This is a genomic window from Acinetobacter sp. ACNIH3 (assembly GCF_002918965.1).
Lineage (GTDB): Bacteria > Pseudomonadota > Gammaproteobacteria > Pseudomonadales > Moraxellaceae > Acinetobacter > Acinetobacter schindleri.
This window is the reverse complement of sequence record NZ_PQLP01000015.1, coordinates 25,026-47,422: the sequence shown is the minus strand read 5'-3', so window position 1 is coordinate 47,422 and position 22,397 is coordinate 25,026. Positions and strand designations below refer to the sequence as shown.

General features: G+C 42.0%; 22 protein-coding genes, 2 tRNA genes and 3 pseudogenes. 15 read left to right on the top strand and 12 right to left on the bottom strand.

Annotated elements, in window-relative coordinates:
• Positions 1 to 262 precede the first annotated feature (262 nt).
• The 3 genes from guaA to C3420_RS08320 form a co-directional block, all read right to left on the bottom strand.
• Positions 263 to 1,831 carry a glutamine-hydrolyzing GMP synthase gene (gene guaA / locus C3420_RS08330; RefSeq protein WP_004895334.1) on the bottom strand — a complete coding sequence of 523 codons (1,569 nt, stop codon included), beginning with the start codon at positions 1,829 to 1,831 and terminating at the stop codon, positions 263 to 265.
• Positions 1,832 to 2,029: 198 nt separating this feature from the next.
• A complete protein-coding gene (locus tag C3420_RS08325) occupies positions 2,030 to 2,395 on the bottom strand; it encodes a NirD/YgiW/YdeI family stress tolerance protein (protein WP_004895336.1) in 366 nt (121 codons plus the stop codon).
• 151 nt (positions 2,396 to 2,546) lie between these two features.
• Positions 2,547 to 2,966: a DoxX family protein gene (locus C3420_RS08320; RefSeq protein ID WP_004814196.1), complete on the bottom strand. Its 420-nt coding sequence runs from the start codon at positions 2,964 to 2,966 to the stop codon at positions 2,547 to 2,549.
• Between the two features lie 190 nt (positions 2,967 to 3,156).
• Here C3420_RS08320 and C3420_RS08315 point away from each other — a divergent pair, with 190 nt between their 5' ends.
• Positions 3,157 to 3,795 carry a DedA family protein gene (locus tag C3420_RS08315; RefSeq protein WP_004814195.1) on the top strand — a complete coding sequence of 213 codons (639 nt, stop codon included), beginning with the start codon at positions 3,157 to 3,159 and terminating at the stop codon, positions 3,793 to 3,795.
• A gap of 16 nt (positions 3,796 to 3,811) precedes the next feature.
• Here C3420_RS08315 and C3420_RS08310 read toward each other — a convergent pair whose 3' ends face one another.
• The 5 genes from C3420_RS08310 to C3420_RS08290 form a co-directional block, all read right to left on the bottom strand.
• Positions 3,812 to 4,405, bottom strand: coding sequence for a LysE family translocator (locus C3420_RS08310; protein ID WP_008307073.1), 594 nt, complete (start codon positions 4,403 to 4,405; stop codon positions 3,812 to 3,814).
• A 191-nt stretch (positions 4,406 to 4,596) separates the two neighbouring features.
• Complete coding sequence (locus C3420_RS08305) at positions 4,597 to 4,992, bottom strand: hypothetical protein (RefSeq protein WP_004814192.1); 396 nt, start codon at positions 4,990 to 4,992, stop codon at positions 4,597 to 4,599.
• A 16-nt stretch (positions 4,993 to 5,008) separates the two neighbouring features.
• Complete coding sequence (locus tag C3420_RS08300; protein ID WP_008307070.1) at positions 5,009 to 5,845, bottom strand: ParA family protein; 837 nt, start codon at positions 5,843 to 5,845, stop codon at positions 5,009 to 5,011.
• Positions 5,846 to 5,909: 64 nt separating this feature from the next.
• Positions 5,910 to 6,302 (bottom strand): SirB2 family protein, encoded by a 393-nt coding sequence (locus C3420_RS08295; protein ID WP_008307068.1) that lies wholly within the window; start codon positions 6,300 to 6,302, stop codon positions 5,910 to 5,912.
• Between the two features lie 9 nt (positions 6,303 to 6,311).
• Positions 6,312 to 6,620 (bottom strand): BolA family protein, encoded by a 309-nt coding sequence (locus C3420_RS08290; protein ID WP_004814186.1) that lies wholly within the window; start codon positions 6,618 to 6,620, stop codon positions 6,312 to 6,314.
• A gap of 239 nt (positions 6,621 to 6,859) precedes the next feature.
• Here C3420_RS08290 and C3420_RS08285 point away from each other — a divergent pair.
• Both C3420_RS08285 and C3420_RS08280 read left to right on the top strand, forming a co-directional pair.
• Positions 6,860 to 6,935, top strand: a tRNA-Gly gene (locus C3420_RS08285).
• Positions 6,936 to 6,982: 47 nt separating this feature from the next.
• A tRNA-Gly gene (locus C3420_RS08280) sits at positions 6,983 to 7,058 on the top strand.
• 391 nt (positions 7,059 to 7,449) lie between these two features.
• Here the strand turns inward: C3420_RS08280 and C3420_RS08275 are convergent.
• On the bottom strand, positions 7,450 to 7,656 hold the full coding sequence (locus C3420_RS08275; protein WP_004280956.1) for a helix-turn-helix domain-containing protein: 207 nt from the start codon (positions 7,654 to 7,656) through the stop codon (positions 7,450 to 7,452).
• 110 nt (positions 7,657 to 7,766) lie between these two features.
• Here C3420_RS08275 and C3420_RS08270 point away from each other — a divergent pair, with 110 nt between their 5' ends.
• The 12 genes and pseudogenes from C3420_RS08270 to C3420_RS08220 all read left to right on the top strand — a co-directional run.
• The gene (locus C3420_RS08270; protein ID WP_001054887.1) at positions 7,767 to 7,982 is read left to right on the top strand and encodes a hypothetical protein; all 216 of its coding nucleotides are present in this window, start codon (positions 7,767 to 7,769) and stop codon (positions 7,980 to 7,982) included.
• A 13-nt stretch (positions 7,983 to 7,995) separates the two neighbouring features.
• Positions 7,996 to 9,180 (top strand): site-specific integrase, encoded by a 1,185-nt coding sequence (locus C3420_RS08265; protein ID WP_004883936.1) that lies wholly within the window; start codon positions 7,996 to 7,998, stop codon positions 9,178 to 9,180.
• Positions 9,170 to 9,418, top strand: coding sequence for a hypothetical protein (locus C3420_RS08260; RefSeq protein WP_001084944.1), 249 nt, complete (start codon positions 9,170 to 9,172; stop codon positions 9,416 to 9,418). The genes C3420_RS08265 and C3420_RS08260 overlap by 11 nt, the downstream gene beginning before the upstream one ends.
• Before the next feature lie 68 nt (positions 9,419 to 9,486).
• Positions 9,487 to 10,035, top strand: coding sequence for a DUF1376 domain-containing protein (locus tag C3420_RS08255; protein ID WP_004280955.1), 549 nt, complete (start codon positions 9,487 to 9,489; stop codon positions 10,033 to 10,035).
• A 10-nt stretch (positions 10,036 to 10,045) separates the two neighbouring features.
• Positions 10,046 to 10,792, top strand: a complete 747-nt coding sequence (locus tag C3420_RS08250; RefSeq protein WP_002058176.1) for an ATP-binding protein — start codon at positions 10,046 to 10,048, stop codon at positions 10,790 to 10,792.
• Between the two features lie 281 nt (positions 10,793 to 11,073).
• Positions 11,074 to 12,282 carry an FMNH2-dependent alkanesulfonate monooxygenase gene (gene ssuD, locus C3420_RS08245; RefSeq protein ID WP_004883940.1) on the top strand — a complete coding sequence of 403 codons (1,209 nt, stop codon included), beginning with the start codon at positions 11,074 to 11,076 and terminating at the stop codon, positions 12,280 to 12,282.
• A gap of 582 nt (positions 12,283 to 12,864) precedes the next feature.
• Positions 12,865 to 13,434 (top strand): hypothetical protein, encoded by a 570-nt coding sequence (locus C3420_RS08240; protein WP_004280952.1) that lies wholly within the window; start codon positions 12,865 to 12,867, stop codon positions 13,432 to 13,434.
• A gap of 214 nt (positions 13,435 to 13,648) precedes the next feature.
• Positions 13,649 to 15,238 carry a Dyp-type peroxidase gene (locus C3420_RS08235; protein ID WP_044112365.1) on the top strand — a complete coding sequence of 530 codons (1,590 nt, stop codon included), beginning with the start codon at positions 13,649 to 13,651 and terminating at the stop codon, positions 15,236 to 15,238.
• A gap of 80 nt (positions 15,239 to 15,318) precedes the next feature.
• Positions 15,319 to 16,473 (top strand): catalase family protein, encoded by a 1,155-nt coding sequence (locus C3420_RS08230; RefSeq protein ID WP_044112364.1) that lies wholly within the window; start codon positions 15,319 to 15,321, stop codon positions 16,471 to 16,473.
• Positions 16,474 to 16,741: 268 nt separating this feature from the next.
• Positions 16,742 to 16,972, top strand: a pseudogene (locus C3420_RS08225) (transposase domain-containing protein); the annotation flags it as partial.
• A gap of 58 nt (positions 16,973 to 17,030) precedes the next feature.
• A pseudogene (locus C3420_RS17250) lies at positions 17,031 to 17,117 on the top strand (hypothetical protein); the annotation flags it as partial.
• Positions 17,118 to 17,148: 31 nt separating this feature from the next.
• Positions 17,149 to 17,310 (top strand): annotated as a pseudogene (locus tag C3420_RS08220) (transposase domain-containing protein); the annotation flags it as partial.
• 195 nt (positions 17,311 to 17,505) lie between these two features.
• Here the strand turns inward: C3420_RS08220 and C3420_RS08215 are convergent.
• From C3420_RS08215 to C3420_RS08205, 3 genes are read right to left on the bottom strand one after another with little or no spacing between them, the layout of a single operon-like run.
• Positions 17,506 to 18,696: an HlyD family efflux transporter periplasmic adaptor subunit gene (locus C3420_RS08215; RefSeq protein ID WP_044112084.1), complete on the bottom strand. Its 1,191-nt coding sequence runs from the start codon at positions 18,694 to 18,696 to the stop codon at positions 17,506 to 17,508.
• Positions 18,696 to 20,828, bottom strand: coding sequence for a type I secretion system permease/ATPase (locus tag C3420_RS08210; RefSeq protein ID WP_000106054.1), 2,133 nt, complete (start codon positions 20,826 to 20,828; stop codon positions 18,696 to 18,698). Before C3420_RS08210 ends, C3420_RS08215 begins: the two co-directional genes overlap by 1 nt.
• Positions 20,825 to 22,339 (bottom strand): TolC family protein, encoded by a 1,515-nt coding sequence (locus C3420_RS08205; protein WP_004835512.1) that lies wholly within the window; start codon positions 22,337 to 22,339, stop codon positions 20,825 to 20,827. The genes C3420_RS08210 and C3420_RS08205 overlap by 4 nt, the downstream gene beginning before the upstream one ends.
• Between the last annotated feature and the right edge of the window lie 58 nt (positions 22,340 to 22,397).

Sequence of the window (22,397 nt, the reverse complement as noted above, 5' to 3'; positions counted from 1 at the left end):
TTATAGGCTCATGTAACTTAAACAATAGCTCCATGAAAGGCAGCATCAATTGATGACAGCTAGGCAATGACATATTTTTCTGTATAAAGTTTTATTTTTATTCATTATAAACACAAAAAAGGACGCCTAGGCGTCCTTTTTTATTGGATATATCATTTTTCAGATACTGCCGCGCGTATCTTGCGCAAAGTTAAAAGCAGTGCTTTTAACCTTGCTCATGGCGTAATTTAGGCAAGAGGCTTCGCTTCTTGAAACCCCTAAATTACTCCCATTCAATCGTCGCAGGTGGTTTAGACGATACGTCATAAACCACACGAGAAACTTCAGCAATTTCATTCATGATACGAGTCGAGATTTTATCTACCAGCTCGTATGGAAGGTGAGCAAAACGAGCTGTCATGAAGTCAACAGTTTCAACTGCACGAAGTGCAATGACCCATGCATAACGACGACCATCACCTACAACACCAACAGATTTAACAGGTTGGAATACTGCGAATGCTTGCGCAGTTTTGTCATACCAACCGCTAGCACGAAGTTCTTGCATGAAAATGTCATCTGCTAAACGGAGAATGTCAGCATATTCTTTTTTCACTTCACCCAAAATACGAACACCTAGACCCGGACCCGGGAATGGGTGACGATAAAGCATTTCAAATGGAAGACCTAAAGTGGTACCCAATTTACGTACTTCATCTTTAAACAGGTCACGAATTGGTTCAACCAGTTCAAATGCTAGATCTTCTGGTAAACCACCCACGTTGTGGTGTGATTTAATCACATGTGCTTTGCCTTGTTTGCTTGCAGCAGATTCGATCACGTCAGGGTAAATCGTACCTTGAGCCAGGAAGTTTACACCATCAAGCTTACGTGCTTCTTCAGCAAATACTTCAATGAACTCACGGCCGATGATTTTACGTTTTTTCTCTGGATCAACTTCACCCGCAAGTGCAGTCAAGAAACGCTCTTCAGCATCAGCACGAATGACACGGATACCCATGTTTTTCGCAAACATGTCCATAACCTGGTCGCCTTCATTCAGACGAAGTAAACCATTGTCCACGAATACACATGTCAATTGATCGCCAATTGCACGGTGTAAAAGTGCCGCAACAACTGATGAATCTACACCGCCTGAAAGACCGAGCAGTACTTTTTGATCACCAATCTGTTCACGAAGCTGTTCAACACGAAGGTCGATAATGTTTTCAGAGTTCCACAGGCTACGGCAACCACAGATATTGTGAACGAAGTTAGACAGTAACTCTTTACCTTTGGCAGTATGAGTGACTTCCGGGTGGAACTGAATACCATAGAAACGGCGTTTTTCATCAGACACCATTGCGACCGGACAGCTTGGTGTGCTGGCAGTAATCTGGAAGCCTTCTGGAATTTGAGTCACTTTGTCACCGTGGCTCATCCAGACTTTTAATTTGTCTGCTGAATCTTCAAGATCGCCAATAAGACCATCACGGATTTGAATGTCTACTTCTGCATAGCCAAATTCATGTACTGTACCTGGCTCAACCTTACCGCCAAGTTGTGCAGACATGGTTTGCAGACCGTAGCAAATACCCAATACAGGAATGCCCAAGTTGAACACAACTTCTGGCGCACGCGGGCTGCCTTCTTCGTGAACGCTCTCAGGACCACCTGACAAGATGATACCGTTTGGATTAAATGCACGAATGTCTTCTTCAGACATGTCATAGGCAAACATTTCAGAATATACGCCAGACTCACGTACGCGACGTGCAATCAATTGGCTATATTGAGAACCGAAATCCAAAATCAGGATACGATCTTCAGTGATTTGAGTATTGGTAGTCATGACAAACAACTATAGAAAGGCAAACGAAAGATAAGCGCCGTATTCTATCATTTTTCGCTGCATTAAGCACACTGTTTCAAGGCGCTTGAAATATATACATATTTAGCACTGTATCTTGATCAGACTGAATTTTTTGTCAGATCTGCTTCAATCCTGGATTCCAGATTGAATGAGATTGAAGCAGAACTTTAAATGTGGTTATTTCACTTTTTCGATACTAATCACATCAATATCGGTAGGTTTCTGACGATGAGTATCTACCTCGCCAAGCACACGAACGTTATCGCCCGCTTTTAACTTCAACGGTTTCCACAGGTCATCATCAACATCAATAATAATCGTGCCACTACTGTCTCGAAGTTCAAAATCATCACTCTGCGGTGCAACTTGACGCACAATTTTACCTGTTAAGGTTACACCAGTTTCATCCGGCATTTTTTGTGCTTGAGCAATGCTGACTTTATTTTTTTGAGCTTCAGCAAGGAGGGCCTGATCTGACTTTGCCCATGCACCGCCACTAACAACGAGTCCCGTCATTAATACAGCTAAAATTTGCTTTTGCATTCAATATACTCCTTAAACAACAGGTCTAAATTCCTGATTCTATCTAAGCAGAGTGAATGCACTGAACGAAGCTTAATTCGGTAAAGCTAGTTTAATGTTATGTATCCACAAAAAAAGCGGTCTTAGACCGCTCGATTGGAGCGTTGCTTTGTTATTGGTGCTCAATCAGATGATCAAGACTGAAGCGACCTGCACCCTGTAATACCAATAGCAATAAGCCACCTGCCATCGCAAAGTTTTTCATAAAGTTCACTGCATCCTCAGGCGTACCATGAAATAAAAATGCAGTCACTAAGCTAAAGCCAGCCAAGAGTGCTGCCACTACACGGGTCTGCAAGCCAAATAAAATCGCTAAACCACCACCCAATTCCAGCAAAATCGTCACAGGTAATAATTCAGCAGGAACACCCATAGCTTGCATATAACCAACCGTTGCTTCATAACCAGCGATTTTGCCCCAACCTGCCACAATAAAAATATAAGCCATTAAGGCACGTGCAGACACGAATGTTACGGATTCAAGTACAGGATGAGCAACAAGATTGGCGATAATACGATTTGGATTCAACATGATAAAAACTCGAAAATGATTGCTAAAATATGAGCACATCTTATAAGTTTCATTTTTAATTATTAATAACCAAAATAAGATTCATCGTTTTATTTTTAGAATGATGAGGCTGGAAATAGACCACTTTTGATGCTGACTTTAAGCCTAATCACTGTTAGGATTTGGGCACACTTTTGCTTGTACTGGCGCCATGGAACTGCTTGATTTTATCCTACATGTAGATGACCATCTGCTTGAATTCATCACCAATTATGGGGTGTGGATTTATGCTATTCTTTTCCTGATTATCTTTGTAGAAACGGGACTGGTAGTCATGCCTTTCCTGCCGGGTGACAGCTTGCTGTTTGCTGCGGGGGCACTTGCAGCATCTACTGGGGCCATGGATCCGTGGGTACTGATTCCGCTCCTATTTGTGGCAGCAGTACTGGGCGATACGCTGAACTATCATATTGGCAAGTTCATTGGGCCGCGTGTGTTTGAAGTTGAATCGCGCTTTATCAATAAAAAACACCTACTAGCAACCCAGCAATTTTTTGCCAGACATGGTGGCAAGACGATTATCTTTGCCCGTTTCGTGCCTTTCGCCCGCACCTTTGCTCCTTTTGTGGCCGGTGCTGGCAGCATGAATTATAAATATTTCCTGAGCTATAACGTGATTGGTGGTTTTTTGTGGATCAGCTCTTTTGTGATTTTGGGTTATCTGTTTGGAAATATGCCAATCGTTAAAGATAACTTTACCTATCTGATCTTCGGCATCATTATTATTAGTGTATTGCCAGGCATCTTCGGTTTTGTTCAACAGAAGCTGAAAAAGAACAAAATGGCTTAAATCCTGATCGCTGAATTCAGTTAAACAAACTGATGATCAGCGGAATCAGGCAAAGCAGCAAAAACAGGACCGACCCTTTATACATGAGGTCGGTTTTTATTTTCTCCGACTCCCTTGCCAGAATTGCCTGACCGAACGCCATCCAGAAGACAAACACCGGTAATGTCACCAGACTAAATATCGCGAAGACCAGTACGAAATTAGTTGGATTTTCCCAGGTCGCCATGGGAAAAATACCGGAAGCAAACAAAGCCGCTTTAGGATTTTTTAAAGTCGCAGTAAACATCTGCCAAGGCCGGATCATCGGGTGCTTATGATTATGCTGCTCTAGCTGCCTGGCTTTAAACAGTCTGAAGGTCATCCAGCCTACAGTAATTGTGCTCAGTATATGCAGCATACTCTGGAAATTCGGCCAGATCGGGACAGCAAGATGTATCAGCAAAGCCCAGACATTAATGGCATAGAAGTAACCCAGCAGAATAGCAGGTATATATAAACTGGTTCTGGCCTGACCATGTTGATGTGCCGCACTGGCAACCAGTGCATTGCCTGGGCCCGGAATCATCAATACTGTAATTACAGCCAGAATAAATAGCCAGTTTTCGATCATACGCAAACTTACCGCAAAGAATGGCGCAACATTAACGAATCTGCTCAATATATAACAAGATGAAAATTCTTATAAATTTGTTCCGAGCAGTCATTCCAGCTAGTTTTATATGCATAATAACGCCCCTTTCCGGACTGCGATGCTAAAAAAATGCCGACCTCAGTCAGCATTTTTATTTTCTATCTTCATCATTATGTTTTTGGTACAGCCTGGCGAATGATCAGTGGGCAGCTCTTATAGCGTGCTGCCTGAACAATCGCTTCCTGCTCACCTAAAACACGTGCCAGTTCGGTCTTCTTGGTATTAGAAGACTGACCCATATTCACTGAAATGCTCGGCCCAATGCCCCAACCACTATGGCTACCCCAGCCACCACCTACACCGACGCCTACGCCAACACCCGTTCGTTTCGGCGCTTGTACACCATTGTCGATATACTGCTGAATACGGTTATATTCGCCTTGCAGCTGACCGCAGTCATAGGACTGGTATTGGGTTGGCGACACATAGGTCGGCTTGACGGTCGTAGCACAGGCACTTAACAAAGCCAGGCCCACGATGCCAAGACTGAATTTCATGAGTTTCATGCTGGAATCATCAATCTTATTTTTGCTCAATCTCATTGAACAACGATTGATAGGCCTGAGTCAATTTATGATCAGTAGCCAGATGAATTAAGGGCTGATTTTTCTGATGGGATTCTTTCATGATCACCGATGGCGGCAACATATTTTTCAATACCGGCAAGCCCTCATCTTTCAGCTGTTGCACCACCTCACGCGGCAGTTTGGCCTGAGCCTGAAACTGATTGACCACAATTCCTTCAATTTCCAGACGGTCATTATGGTCGTCCTGGGTTTCGATGACATTTTCAATCAGGGTATGCAGGGCACGTTTGGAAAATACATCACAGTCAAAGGGAATCAGTACCCGATCTGCCGCAATTAAAGCTGATAAGGTAAAGAAATTAAAAGCCGGCGGCGTATCAATAAACACCCGCTCATACTGACCCGTTAACTGTTGTAAGGCATCACGTAGTTTATAGATCTTATGTTTGGATTCCAGTGCATGTCCCAGTGTGCCGAGACTTGGGCTGGCTGGAATCACATCCAGATGTTTAAACGGTGACTGGTGCACATAGCTTTCCAGGCCTTTAGTGCGGGTTTTTAGAATTGAGCCGATGGCATTGCCAATCAGACCCTTGTTCTGCTGGCTGCCCAGCACTTCATCAAAATAGTTTTCAATATTGGGTTCTAATGCAGGCTTGTCTCCTGAATAGGTCGCATCATCACCAAGCAGATACTGGCTGGAATTGGCCTGTGGATCGAGGTCAATGAGTAAGGTTTTGTGCCCCTGATGTGCACTGATTGCTGCCAGATTCACTGCAATACTCGACTTCCCCACGCCACCTTTTTGGTTAAACACCACACGTGTACGCATTAAAAACCCCCTATTATTTTTATCAATCTATTTAAAATTTAGCCAAACAAAATGATGTTATTTTCTAGCCAGAAGTTGGCTTGATAATCACCAGTGCCATAATTGCAGCTAATGAAATAATTGCAATAACCAGGCCAGCACGACGTTGAACCAACAGGACAGAGTCATCTTTTTTATAGGCTTTCATCAAAGATGAAACCAGTACCAGAAATAAAATGACCTTGGCATAGAACCAGGGTTGTACTTCAAAGTTTTTTATCACTAGCGAAATGACGCCCGTCAAAGCAATTACGGCAAGTGCCAGATGCTGCAAGGCAACAAATAGCTTGCGTGCAACCGGATTAGGTAAATTGCCCTGTGTACCAACAAACAAGGTAAATGCACGTGCCAGAATCGCGATAATTGCCAGACTGGCCGCTGACATATGGATAATTTTGACTAATAATTGGGTTTCCATATGTTCCTCTTAGTTTTTTGGGGCATGTGCACATTCAGGACTGGTCGTATCCTGACCGCTCCACTCTTCTGGAACAAAAGCATGGATTGCTAATGCATGGATTTTTTCCGGGCTCAGTAAATCGCCTACTGCGGCATAGACTTTCTGATGACGCTGTACCTGACGCAGGCCTGCAAAAGCTTCACTCACAATTACCGCTTTAAAGTGTGATTCCTTACCCGGATAATAGCCACCGTGACCAGAAGACTCATTTACCACCTCAAGATGAGATGGAGACAGGGTAGCCAGACGCTCTCTTAAGACTTGTTCAATACTCATGGCCTTCTCCGCAATTACAAATGATCCAAATTCTATTCAGTATACCCTGTTCTGTCATGAGTTTTACTGTGCTCAAGGAGAGTTAAAGGTTGCCAAGGCCCTGTTTTAACAAAATTTTGCATAAATTTTATCGATTTATAGCGCTGAATTGGCTGAATTGATTTTATTTTATGCAAACGGTGCAAGATTTTTCATAAAGTTATTGACCCTGTTTTTGCATGCTGTATTATACACGGCATGCGGGAATAGCTCAGTTGGTAGAGCACAACCTTGCCAAGGTTGGGGTCGCGAGTTCGAGTCTCGTTTCCCGCTCCATATTCTTTTTTGTTTAGTTTTTTAATAGTAAAAAATTATTCGACCCTGCGGGAATAGCTCAGTTGGTAGAGCACAACCTTGCCAAGGTTGGGGTCGCGAGTTCGAGTCTCGTTTCCCGCTCCAAATTCAAAAAGCCCTGATCGAAAGATTGGGGCTTTTTCGTTGTTGATTTTAAATAACATTTTTTCTTTCAGTCTATAAAGCTATCAGCTTCAAAGTGAGTAAAAAGTTAAGTTAGATCAGTTAAGAGTGGGCTTACGTGACCAAAAGTGACCAAAACGTGCCCTATCAATGTCAACTATAGATCAACATGTTTAAGTTTTTGCATGAATTCTACTCAATATGAACTGAGTAATTTTTAAAAAAACCTGAAGCACTCCCTTATGGCTTTCATTAAAGCTTTTTAATCTCTTATAAAAAATGGTGACCAAATTTGGTCACCAAAAATACTTAATAAAAACAATATACTAACTAGAAAATTATTAAATTATATGACGCTTTTTATTAGCAATAATTATTCATCTGGCTTGAACTTTAATAAATCACCAACGTCTACATTTAACAATACGCACAATTTTTCTAATGTTTCAAAATCAATACGAGTTGATTGACCATTATAAAGCTTATGTAAAGTCGTCTTACTCATTCCGGTTGCCCGAGCTACATCTGCCACTTTCATTCTTCGTTCCGCCAAAAGAACAGGCAAGTTACAAACTATCATTAATTACCACCATTGTGTAATAAAGTACTTGCATGATGTATTAAACGCATTTATTATTGCATTATGATCTTAAATAACACCATTGTGATACTTTATAAAAGGATACAAACATGAATCTTACTTATATTACTACAAAAGAATTGGCAGAACGAATCCATTATAACGAACGTACCATTCGTAATCAGTTAAAGGATAGCGTTCTAATCGAAGGTATTCATTACATCCGCCCTTTTGGTGGACGCAAAATTTTATATGTATGGGAGCGTATTGAAGAAGATATGACTAAAACCACTTTAGGCTCGCTACACAGCCTACAACTTCAATAAGGAGGATATTATTATGGCTGCCATCCGTACTAGATACGGTAAGTTATGTGTCGATTTTCGATACTTAAACATCCGTTGTCGTGAAACAACAGCTCTTGAAGACAATGCTCCGAATCGCAAAAAGCTTGAAAAAGTGATTGAGCGAATGGAAGCGGAAATCTTATTGGGTATTTTTGACTATGCTAAGTACTTTCCAAAAAGTTCTCGTTTGAAAGAAATCAAAAATGCAGAAAACAGAGTAAATGAAATCAGCTCTAAAACACCTCTATTTTCAAAGTTCTGTGAAATCTGGTTCACTGATAAAGAAATAGAGTGGCGTACAAGTTATAAGGAGAAAATTCAAATTGTAATCAAAAAGTACTTGATCCCTTTTTTTGGCGCAATTCCTGTTATTAATATTAAAAAGTCAGACATTCTTGGATTCCGTTCATCCCTCGCCAAAGTGACTCACGGAAAAAACCAAGAATGCCTTTCACCATCAAGAATCAACCAGATTATGATAGTGCTTCGTATGATACTCGATAGTGCTGCCGAACGATATGAATTTGATAGCCCTTATAAAAATATCAAGAACTTAAAGCAAGGAAAGATTGAAGTAACACCTTTTTCATTAAAGGAAGTACACGCAATCCTTGCCACAGTTCGTGATGATTTTAAGCCTTATTATACTGTTCGATTTTTCACAGGTATGCGCACCAGTGAGATCGATGGCTTGCAATGGAAAAATGTGGACTTACAACGTCGGGAAATCCACATTCGTGAAGCATTGGTGAATGGGGAGCTTGGTGGAACCAAAACTTATGGTTCTGACCGCACGATCCAGATGAGTGATCGGGTTTATCAGGCCTTTCTGCAACAAAAAAGCTTAAATTCTGGAAAATCAGAATTTGTATTTTGTAATCGCGATGGTGGGCCGCTTGATTATCGCCTGGTCAATAAGCGTGTCTGGCATCCCCTGCTACGCTATTTAGGGCTAAAACCTCGTCGTGCTTATCAAACACGTCATACTGCAGCTACGCTCTGGCTGTCGGCAGGCGAGAACCCAGAATGGATTGCACGCCAGCTGGGACATTCAACGACTGAAATGCTATTCCGGGTCTATAGCCGTTACATCCCTAATGTTACGCGCCGCGATGGTAGTGCTTTTGAAGCCATGCTGGAGAGACTGAATACAGAGAAGCTTGTCCATGAACAGTAAAGCTTTTTTTGGCGGCGTAGTCGTTAGCCCAGAAGCAGATATGGTCGCTCGTGAATTAATCCATGAGCTACACATTCCCAAACTGCACAATCTGGCCTTTTTGCTGGAAATCAATAAATGCTTCGATGATCACCAAGCATTAAGACTCTGGCTACAGCGAATGCTGGATGAAGGGCAAGCTCATTACGATGACTTGGCTCAACAGGCCCGTTTCCGGTTAATGAGCCTAGCTCACTAATAAAACAATCATAAAAGGTCATCAAATCGATGACCTTAGCCCCTCTATACCTATAAAAAGGTGAACACATGCATAAAGATATTTCAATTTGGATGCCACTCTATATTGGCGACCTACAGGCAAAATTTGCACGAATGACGGCAGAACAAATTGGTGCGGCACTGCTGTTAATGATGGATTTCTGGAAAAATGGTGCCATTCCTCACGACCTAGCGACTGTTTGTAGCATCACGAAATTACCGCAGCACACCAAGGCTAAAACTTTGTTAAATACGCTGATGGCCCTAGAATTGTTTGAAGTCGAGTCTGAGCAGATTCATTCAAATTTCTTAAGCAGTTTAAAAAGCCAAGCATTGCAAAATCAGCAAATGAAATCTGATAAAGCTAAAAATGCAGCTCAAGTACGTTGGGGGAAATCCGCAAGTAATGCTCAAGCATCAGCCAAGCAACGAAAAGTAAATGCTCAAGCAGCTCCTGAGAAGAACCCGAGTATTACTCAAGTCATGCTTGAACCATGCCCTTCATCTTCATCTTCATCTTCATCTTCATCTTCATCTTCATCTTCAAATTTTGAAGAAAAAAATGAGGATTTTTTAGAAAATTCCAAATGGATTTAGGAGAGTGATCATGAATACCATGCTTAAAACGCTCCAGTTTCGCACAGAAACAACGGAAACACTTTGCCCTACCCATCATATACCCCTGATGGAAATCGCTGGTCACAAGCTATGTAAATTGTGTGCCAAAGAAACCGTCCATCACTCACATGCAGCCTATGCAGATGAGTTGCAACAGCGATTGCTACAACAGAAAATCAAAAACTCAGGGCTCAATAAACGCTACCTGGATCGTGGCTTCAAGAATTATGTAGTTGCATGTCCTGCACAAGACAATGCCATCAAACTATGTCAGGCTTTTGCACAGCAGATTATTTCTGACCATTATCCAAACCTACTGCTCATTGGTACACCGGGTACAGGAAAGACTCATCTGAGTGCGTCAATCATTCGCAACATTCTGCATAACAGTACAAAATCTGCACGCTACTATACCAGCGCAGAAATTGCTCAAAAAATGATGGATACCTGGTCAGATGCTTCACGCTCTGAGAAAGAAGTCATCGACCATTTCTCCAGTTTTGATTTATTGGTGATTGATGAATATGGCCTGCATGACCGGCATGAAAAACGCCTGGAGATGGTGCATAAGGTCTTATATAGCCGTTATGACAACATGAAATCTACTCTGCTGATTTCCAACTTCACAGTCCAAAATATGCAGCGAGATTTAGGTGTCCGATTATGGTCACGATTACATGAAAACAATTTGATTGTAGTACCGTGTTATTGGGATGATAGACGCATCACCGGATAAAAGAAGTCTTTACTACCGCCAATTATCTTATTGATATAATTGGCATTTTTTATAATTAATTTCTAAAAATCTCAACTTTATTCTCTAAAATATAGACAGAAAAATTCTAGAAAAAGAGAGGAAATCCTATCATTTTATGTTGAAAATCATAAAGTTCATTAATGAATTACCGGTATCAAAATAATTACTACCGAATAGCGTACTTATTAATAGGACTTACGCAAAGACGACCGAAGGCGAGTTATCTTAATCAATTTTTGAGCTTACAAGCAGGGGTTACGATGAAAATTTTTTGGTTTATACCGACACATGGCGACAGTCGTTATTTAGGCACGAGTAAAGGGGCAAGAACCGTTGACCATACCTATATGAAGCAAATTGCAGTGGCAGCCGATAACCTTGGCTATGAGGGCGTGTTGATTCCGACAGGTCGCTCATGTGAAGACCCTTGGTTGGTCGCCGCTAGTCTCATTGATGCGACCACTCGCTTAAAGTTTTTGGTGGCATTACGCCCTGGGGTGACGACACCCGCGCTTGCTGCTCGCATGACAGGCACCTTTGATCGATTATCAAATGGTCGATTGCTGCTTAATCTGGTCACAGGCGGCGATGAACAAGAGCTTAAAGGCGATGGCATCTTTGAAGACCACGCGACGCGTTATCAGACAGCCAGTGAATACACCACGATTTGGCGAGAGATTTTGACTCGCTCGCACACAGGCGAATCCTTTACTTTTAACGGTGAACGCTTGCAAGTAGAAGATGCTAAATTGCTGTACCCCCCTCTACAACAGCCATATCCGCCCTTGTGGTTTGGCGGTTCATCTGAGGCGGCGCAAACACTGGCTGCCGAACAAGTTGACAGTTATTTGACGTGGGGTGAGCCGCCTGCCGCCGTCAAAGAGAAGATTGAGCAGCTTAAAACCAAAGCCGCTGCCAAAGGTCGTACATTAAGCTATGGTATTCGTCTGCACGTGATTGTGCGTGAAACCAATGAAGCCGCTTGGCAAGCCGCTGATGAATTATTGAGTCATGTGAATGACGACACCATTGCCGCTGCCCAAGCCAAATTTGCCCAAATGGACTCGGTGGGACAACAACGTATGGCAGCCTTGCATGGCGGTCGCCGTGATAACTTAGAAATTTCGCCCAACTTATGGGCAGGGATTGGACTGGTACGTGGTGGCGCAGGCACCGCACTGGTGGGCGACCCACAAACTGTTGCCGCGCGTATTCAAGAGTATGCCGATTTGGGCATTGATAACTTTATTTTTTCAGGCTATCCACACTTAGAAGAGGCGTATCGGTTTGCTGAATTGGTTTTCCCATTATTACCGAAAGACACCCAAAACACCTTGGTCAAGCCAAATTTGACAGGACCGTTTGGTGAGATTGTCGCTAATAACTATGCACCACCGCAACAAACCCGTGACACTGCAACCCCAAAAACACCTACCACTGCTGCACCTAAACACGCCATCGCCTCTTAAATTCATCTTAAAGACATATTAAAGGCGTCTTCAATGCTTGTGATAAAACGTGCTAATTAAAGCACGTTTTTCGCTTCGTCTATACCTATCATTAGACACCTATCATCCGACAGGGTGTGTGGAATCCACCCTAGCCATGATAAACATCTTTTAACTGATAAACCTTTTAACTGATAGACTTTGTTTTAAAAAGTGGTAGCCAGTTATACGGTGAGATTAGACCAGCAAGCTACTTTGCTAAAGTTAATCATCAAGGTGTCAATATCCCAACTTTTTTAGCAAATGCAACACAGGAAAAATGACTTCTCTATAGCTAGGTTATATTCGGGATGTGAATAACCTATTGATAGTAATGAATATTTTTTAAGCCAACACTGTTAGTTTTACGGTCTCTAGTATGTCATTTTTTAATCAATAGCTTAGTTGTGTAATTTTATGGGTGATAAAAGTTATTTTAACGCTTTTGCTTTTTGCGGCTTATATAATAAAAAAGATTTAAATTTTAAATCATAAAACAATGGGATAAATAAATTTAAATCATGCACTTCAATTAATGATCAACTAACTATAAGGGCAATAAATATGACAACTGAAAACAATGAAAAACTTTCTTTATTAGACGATGTGGCATTAAAAGCCCAAATGCTCATGGCAAATCTAAAAGAGGGCGCTAATGATGGCTATGACCATTCTGTCACCAGTGCCGGTGAAAAGGGCTTAAAATCAGGCAAAGTGTCTGAACTCACCGCCATCGCCCCCTTAACCAAAGATGGGGCAGCTCGTATCAAACGAATTTTAGAAATCACCAAAGGCAATCTTGCAGGGGCGACCAATGTAGGCACCTTGCATGATTTGCGGTTGGTGTTTTTAGACAATGACACCAAGCTACTGTTTTGTACCGCCTATGATGGCGATTGGGACGCCTACATCAATGACTTTGCTACCAAAATTCCAGAACTCATGGACTTGATTTTTGGCAATGTAGAGGGTTGGCCTGGGATTAAAAGCCCGACTGTCAAGCAATTTATCCTTGACCATCAGATTACCGCTACCGGTTGGTATGTGGGTGTACCGCATCTGACGGTTCGTGATATTGCGCGTAATGACAAAATCGTGCGTGGCATTAATAAAGCCATTGAACAAGCCCAATAAGCCTGCTTAGAACCTGTATTCACCCTATCACGTTTATCGTACTATTATAAGGGTACTATTCCAAGCGTACTCTGAATGGGCAAGCTTTAGGTTAAAATTTCGGTACAAAAGCCATTTGTTGCGTGATTTTTACCATAAGCGGTATTTTTTAGCGTGTTGCATTGTGAACAGGTTCTTAGCATCAAATTTTTAAAATTCCCTGCTAGGAACGACCATGAATAACGACAACCCAGCGAATGAAAGCCTACTTGGCAAATTAAAAACCCATCTACAAGATGGTATCGAGCATGGCATAGATGCCATTAAAGACAAATTTGAACACAGCGATATACCCGCTGAAAAAGTCAGTGTCAAAGAACGGGTACACGAAGCGAAACAAAAAATCGGCACGCAGCTGCACAGCGTCATGACACGGGCAACGAACGCTATCTATCCCAATATCGCCACGATGGAGCTTGAGGATATTCAAGCTATTATTTTGCATGACCGCCCTGCGCCTTACTACGGCACGCTTGTCGCGCTAAAAGTCAATGACAGCAACGCAGGTCGTGAATTATTAAAAGCGGTATTACCAAACGTCAAAGGCTCAAAAAATTTCCGAAAAGACATGGATGCCAATTTGACCATTGTGATGACGTATGAGGGGCTAAAAGCTTTAGGCTTACCGCAAAGCTCGCTTGATTCTTTCCCAGAAAATTTCAAAACAGGGATGGCAGGCCGCTCCGATATCTTGGGTGACAAAGGTGACAATGACCCGAGTAACTGGCTTGCGCCATTTGGTGATAAAGGCGATATTCATATTTGCGGCGCGGTGATTGCCAATAGCCAAGAAAAATGGCAAGCCAAACTTGCCGAACTTAAACAGGCGTTTGCCCCTTATCTAGATACCAGCCGTAACGCGATCGAAATCTTGGTGGAACATGATTTTGGCGTAGATGGTGACGTCAAAAACGTGTTTGGTTATCGCGATGGCATCAGTAACCCAGAAGTGGATGGCAGTGGTATCACCCTTGAAAATAACACCGAACGCCCGATTGCGGCAGGTGAATTTGTGTTAGGTTATAAAGGTGAGGCGGGCGTGGTACCCCCCATGCCACAGCCTGAAGTATTGGGAAAAAACGGCTCATTTATGGTACTGCGAAAATACCGCAGTAATGTGGCTGACTTTCACCGCTATTGCCTTGAACAAAGCGACAATGACCCAGCTAAAGCCGATAAATTGGGGGCAAAAATGTTTGGCCGCTGGCGTTCGGGTGCCCCCATCACCCTAAGCCCAGACCATGATGATGAAGCCCTCGGTAAAGACAATGTAGCAAACAATAAATTTGACTACACGGACGATCCCTATGGCAAAGGCTGCCCATTTGGTGCCCATGCTCGCCGTATGAACCCCCGTAATACCAAAGATTTTATTCTAAGCGATGTGCGTCTTCACCGTATCATCCGCCGTAGCGTTTCGTATGGCGATATCGTGCCGCCCAACGTGACCCAAGACGATGGTCAAGAGCGGGGTCTATTTTTTATCGGTATCAACGCGCATGCCATGGACACGCTTGAGTTTTTGCAAAGTCAATGGATTAATGACGGTAACTTTATGAACCTTGGGGAAGAGCGTGACCCAATGCTAGGCGTACACGCAGGTAGTGACGCTGATAGCGATGTGTTCACCGTACCCGATGAGCCAATTCGTAAGCGTCATACCAATATTTTGCAATTTAATACCCTACAAGGCGGTGAATATCTTTTTGTACCGAGCTTGTCGGCACTTAAATGGATTAGTGAGCTTAACGAAAATTCATATTAGTGTAAAACTAAATAAAAAAGGTTAGGCGTTTTAGTACACTTAACCTTATAAAATAATGAAAATAACAGAGGACAATCATCATGCTAAATAAATTATTCGGTGGTCGTTATGCCAAGTTTGACCCAGCCATCGACCAGCTTACGAGCGACGATGAAAAAGCCATCGACCAAATCACCGCAGATATTCGTGACTATATCGGCAAATCAGACACGGTTAGCAAAATCAATTATCACACCCGAGATGCCCATGCCAAAGGCTACTGTGCGTTAAAAGCCAACTTTGAGATTTTACCAAAACTGCCCAAAGAATATGCCCAAGGTATCTATGCCAAACCCGCTCGCCATGAAGCGGTGATTCGTTTTTCTAACGGTTCATCTCGTGTGGCTGCCGACAACAAGTTGGGACTTTCTCAAGGGTTGGCGATTAAAGTCTTTGGTGTCAAAGGCGACAAATTACTGCCAGATGAGCCAGATAGCCCAAACTTTGACTACAATCTGATTAATTTTCCTATTTTCTTTTGTAATACTATCCAAGACTATAGTTATATTTCACGGCTATTTTTACAATTAAATGATTATTTTGCCAAAGGCGCGAAAGGGCAAGCCAAATTTGCCTTTGACTGGATTACCCAATATGGCAAAAAACTGCCATCCAAAGAATCCCTCAAGACTTTTAGGGCTTTTAGTAAGTTTAAAACCATCAAACCGCAAAATACCTTGTTATACAGTTTTTACTCACAAGGGGCGGTGCGTCATGGCGACTATATGGCGAAAATCCGTGTCGCCCCGACCAAAGCGTCACAAGCCAAAATCAAACGCCGAGATCTCGATGTCAATGCCACCAGCGAGGCGATTCGTCCTCTGATTTTACAAGAAATCCGTCAGCACGATTATGAGTTTGATGTGCAAATCCAGCTGTGCCGTAACTTAAAAGACCAACCCATTAATGACTTGACCAAAGAATGGGATGAAAAAGACGCCCCGTTTGTGACAGTGGCAAAACTCACCATCCCTTGCCAAGATGTGCCGGATGACGGTAATTTTGACATTATGGAACACTTGTCATTTACCCCGTTTCGCTGTATTGAAGCCAACCGTCCGATTGGTAATTTGCAACATGCGCGACTGCGTGCCTATCAGACCGCCTCGACCACTCGCCATCGTTTAAATCATAAAAAACGTGCCGAGCCAATCAATCTAAAACAGGCATTTGATAAAGATTTTTATAACCTTTAAATTTGGCAAAAAACCAGTAGCGGGGCGGTTATGGGGGCATTGTTTGGGGTAAAATTTCACCCATTGGGTAAAAAACTACATCGCCTTTAATCATTCAAAAACCGTTAGCCTGTGACTGGGCTAACGGTTTTTTACCTTTTTACGCCATTAAACTGGCTTTGTTGCACAAATATGTAAGCATCTGATTTAAATAAATTTAATTTTGGATCAAAAAATAATCAAAACTTTTAAAATCAAATAGTTATGAAATCTTTGTGCTACAAAGCCGATTGAAAATCAGATGCGTCCCTGGGCGTTGGGGCGCAAGAACTGGCTGTTTGCAGGTTCGCTGCGCAGTGGTCAGCGAGCGGCAAACATCATGACGTTAATCCAGTCAGCAAAGCTGAATGGCTTGGATCCGTATGCCTATTTAAGTGATGTGCTGAAAAGGCTGCCGACACACAAAGTGACCCAAATTGAAGAGTTACTGCCACACCGCTGGAAACCTAAATCGAATTAAAAAATAGGCATGGGGTTCAGCGGACGCTTACGTTCAGCGGACGCTTACTGCCTATTTAAGTGATGTGCTGAAAAGGCTGCCGACGCATAAAGCGACCCAAATTGAAGAGTTACTGCCACACCGCTGGAAACCTAAATCGAATTAAAAAATAGGCATGGGGTTCAGCGGACGCTTACGGTCAGCGAGCAGCCAATATCATGACATTAATCCAGTCAGCAAAGCTGAATGGCTTGGATCCGTATGCCTATTTAAGTGATGTGCTGAAAAGGCTACCGACGCATAAAGCGACCCAAATAGAAGAATTACTGCCACATCGCTGGAAATCCAACTCAAATTAAAAAATGGGCATGGGGTTCAGCGGACGCTTACACTCAAACTTATCTGGTTTTAACTAAACTCATATTTTTGAGCTGTGCGACAGGTATTTTTTTATTGATTGGGTATTATCGGCTTGTGGTTCGTGCGCGGTAATGAGATATCTAAAATTAAAAAAAGGATTTTGTATCACTACAAAATCCATAAAATTTAAGACTTTATCTTTCTCTTAACGCTTCTCTGGCTTTATTGAATGGCTTAATCAAATAGTCCAGCACTGTTTTCTGTCCAGTGCGAATATCAACTGTCGCCACCATTCCAGGCGTAATCGCAAAAGTCTTACCCTGTTTATTTCGCAGCTTATCTGAATCAGTGCGAATATAAACCCGATAGTAAAATTGATCCTGTTTAACTTCATCTCGAATCGTATCAGGAGATATCACGGTCACTTTGCCATGTAATCCGCCATATATCGCATAATCGTACGCTGTAATTTTGACTAAAGCTTGTTGGTTTGGACGAATAAAGGCAATATCTCTTGGCGAAATTCTAGCTTCGATCAGAAGCTGTTCATCTAACGGCACAATCGTCATAATCTTGCCATTAGGAGGAATTACGCCACCTAAAGTCATTACATCGATTTCTTTTACCACACCGCGAACAGGCGCTCTAAAGACTGTACGATTTAATGTATCTGATTTTCCTTTCACAATCTGCCGTTGTGTTTCTACGTCGGTATTGGCTTTGGATAATTCTTCCCTTGCTTTTACATAATACTGACTACGTGTATCATTAATTTGCTTTTGTAAATCAGAAGCTTGACGTTTTAACCTTAAAACCTCTACCTCACTTGCAGCTCCTTTAGCAACTAACGGCTCAGTCATTCTTAGCTCTTGCTGTACCAATGTTAAAGAAGTCGTTAGATCTGATATTGACTCTTCTAAATTTTTCCGTCGTGTATTATACAACTGTGTTTCTTCACGAACCAATTGCGAATCTTTTTGAACTATCTCGGGAAATTGTAATGCAGTTCCATTTACTTCTGCCCGTAAACGTGCCGAAGTGGCCAATGAAGAAACGAGCAAAGACTGCGATTCACCTACATTAGATGCAAAGCGAGTCGGATCAAGTTGTGCCAATATGGTGCCTTTTTCTACAATATCACCTTCTTTAACATCGAGTTTGGTCAAAATACCACCCTCTAATGACTGAATAATTTGCTCTTTAGAAGATGGAATAACTTTACCCGTACCTGTAGAAACTTCTTCCAATTTAAATAAAGCAGCCCATATAAAGAACACCAAAAGTCCTAAGCCAATAATCCAGATGACCATACTCGATTTAGGTAAAGGTGGTTCATGAAATGAAGCTTTAGCAGGACGTTTTGTTTGTTGTGGTTGTTCATTCATTATTGTGCCCCACTGGATGGATGAGTTTGATTATTTGATTGACTCAAAATCTGATCGCGTGGACCATCCATCACAATTTTCCCCTCATTCATGACAATAATTCGATCAACTAATGCCAAAACAGCTCGCCGATGAGTTGCAACAATTAAAGTCCGATGCCCCATCCAATTCATTAGATGATCAATAAATTGTTTTTCTGCTACATCATCAATCGACGCTGTTGGCTCATCTAACAATACAATATTAGGTTGGCGAATAAGCAAGCGTGACAGCAACAAAGCCTGCCGTTGTCCACCAGAGAAACCTAAGCCACCCTCAAGTACAAGATGATCAAGACCTTCTTTTTTATCTTGTACAAATGACCAAGCTCCTGTCATTTTGAGCGCCTGAATCAAGTCATCATCTGAGGCTAAAGGTGCGCCTAAAGTTAGGTTTTCCCTGATTGTGCCATAAAACAAATGCGCACTCTGATTAAGTAACCCTGTATCACGACGAATATCAGCAGGATCAATCAGTGATAAATCAAGACCATCAAGATAAATATTACCTTGCTGCGGCATTTGCATGCCTGATAATAATTGCAATAATGTGGATTTCCCCGCGCCATTTCGGCCTAAAATTGCAATTTTCTCTCCCGCCCGAATTGCTAGTTGAGCAATCGCTAGATTGGGTTTTGCATCATCTTGATTATATTTAAATAAAGTGCCATTCAATTGATAATCACCCAACAATACTGAGCGATGGATCAAATGCGCCCGATCAGGTTGGTCAACTGGCTTTTTCATTAACTCATCAAGACTACTTTTTGCGACTTTGGCTTGCTGTAATCGTCCCAAAACACCCGTAATTTGTGCAATTGGTGCCAACATTCGTGAAGATAAAATTGAGCATGCAACCAATGCACCTGTGGTCATTTCTCCACTAATCACGGCAAAACAGCCAACAAGTACCACAAGAGCATAAGTCAGACCTTGGACTTTTTGCGTCCATGCAGTCATCACGCCCACTATTTTACGCTGCTTCATACTAATATCGGCAGACATTTCATTCATATGATTCCATTGATTCTGGAATCTGGATTCAGCGCGTAACAGCTTAATGTCCTCTATGCCTTGCACTGATTCCACCAATATTGCATTACGAATCGAAGACTCACGCATTCCCTCTCTGGCAAGTTTAGCCAGTGGTCTTTGTGCCAATATGGCTGGAATAATCATAAGCGGTACAACAAGTACCATGACCCAGAAAAGATTGCCGCCAATGATCCAGAATATAACCAAAAATAAAAAGAAAAATGGCAAGTCGGCAATGGCGCTAATCGTCGTTGAGGTGACTAGCTCCCGCACCCCTTCCAACTCCCGAATTTGGGAAATAAAAGTACCTGTTGATTTGGAACGCTCACTATTTTTAATTCTGAGCGTATGACCAAAAACCCGATCTGAAATACGCAAGTCTGCTCGTTTACCAATAATATCTGATAAATAGATACGCGCTACACGTAAAACAAATTCAAAAATTGCCGCAATCAATACACCACCTGCCAACACCCATAACGTAGGAATTGACTGAGAAGGCACGACTCGATCATAGACTTGCATTGAAAATATAATGGTTGCCAGTGCCAGAATATTTGCAATTAATGATGCAAACATAATATCGATATATCGTTTCCAGTCACGTAACACGATCGACCAGAACCAACTACTCTCATAAGGTTTGATATATTCATCAATACGCGCATCTGCAACTGATTTTTCAGGTCGCAGGATATAAACACTTTCAATTTCATGTTGAAGGTCAGAAGCAACAAAACTTTGCGCAAGCCCCTGATCACCACTCATCTGGATACTGACATTATGATCGACATCTGCCTGATCAACCACACCAACTTGACCATCCTTGAATACCACGATGACTGGTAAACGCCATGGATTAAGCATCTCTTTTGAAAATTTACTTTTACGTACACTTAAGCCAATCTGACGTGCAATCGTTTTCACGACCTCATCTGCTGCACTAGCCCCTGCCCAATCCATCTGCAAACGGATACGTTCTTCAGAGGTTTCGATACGATAATGTTTGGCAATCAATAAAATTGCCTGAAGATATGGCTGGTAATTCATCGTACTCATGGCTGAACCTCAACCCCCTGAATGGATAGACGATTAAGATGATAAACATCTCGTGATTGACCTGTAGTCGAGATAAGTTGGACTAGATTTGCATAAATATCATAACGATTATTTTCAATTTCCATATTTGCACTATGAATGGCTTGTTCAGCATTAAGTAAGTCCACTACTGTCCGCGTACCAAGCTTATATTGCTCCTGATATAATTCTTTTGTTCTGGTGGTGGTTGATTGTCTGGCAACCAAAACCTGCATCTGCCGTTGTTTATTTGTGACTTGTTCCTCAGTCATGCGAATCTGTTCCAGAATATCCATATAACTATTTTGTACTTTGGCTTTGGCAGCTTCTTCTGCATAACTTGCAGCGCGACTTTGCGCCCCCACTGATCCACCCTGAAAGAAGTTACTGCTTGCTTCAAATTTAATTGAACTATCAAATCCGTCATCCTTGTTATTGTTTGGATTGACACCATTCAGTGCCTGACTTAGCGTTCCAACTAAATTTAAAGTAGGGTAACGACTGAGATCTGTCTGAGTTTTCTGTGCTTTTGCGACATTTACTTCTGCTTGAGCAGACATAATCGTAGGAATCGTATTGATTTTAGGTGCTTCAAAAATCTTTGATTCAGTGACTACATTTTCAGGTATTTTCCAGTTGATCCGACTGATATCAAAGCCCAGTAAAGTCCGTAATTTTTGTTGATACAGTCTTAATTGTGTTTGTTGAGCAATTAAATTTGATTGGGAAGCTTCAAGATACGACTTCGCCTGCACGGGATCTGCCTGACTGCTAATGCCAGCATTTGCACGCAAATTGGCAATCTCAGCAATACGTGCAATCCCATCTACTTGCTGCTGTGCAATGCGACAGACTTCCTCATAGCGTTTTAGATTCACGATTGCACTTGCAACCTCAAGTGCAACCTCATCAATCTTGACCAGCACTTGCGCCTGCTGCAATGCTAATCTGGCTTTTTGAATATCCACACTGGATTTGACCTTACCAAAATCATAGACCATCTGTGTCGCATTAAGACTTAATAACTGCCGACCGCGTTCGCCAGAAGTCATATCTCCAGTCGAAATACCACCCGATAATTGAGGATAATATGCAGCTTTAGCCACATCAATATTGGCATTTTGAGAAGCAAGACTCGCAATATTTTGACTAATTTCAGGATGTCGCTGAACCGCAATTTTCACTGCCTCAGAAATATCAAGCGTTCTTGAAGTGGGGCTTACCAAGCTCAATCCCGCAGTATTGACCGTATTGGAATGTGTTGAACCGATAACAGGAAGTTCATCAAACTTTGAGGTATCGACATCAAAATTTGAGAGCTGTTTAAGATCTACTTTATTAAAATGATCATCCGATTTTGGGGTAAATACACCTTGTAAATTATCTTTTAACGAAGTTGCAATTTCCTGACCAGACGCTGCATAAAGTAAAGGCATATAAAGGCTAAGAAGTGAACATAAACTCGTCTTTATTAATACATCCCGTTTATTCATGATATTGTTTCACGACTATAATAATGATGAGGAAAATCAAAACTCAAGCATTGTACTG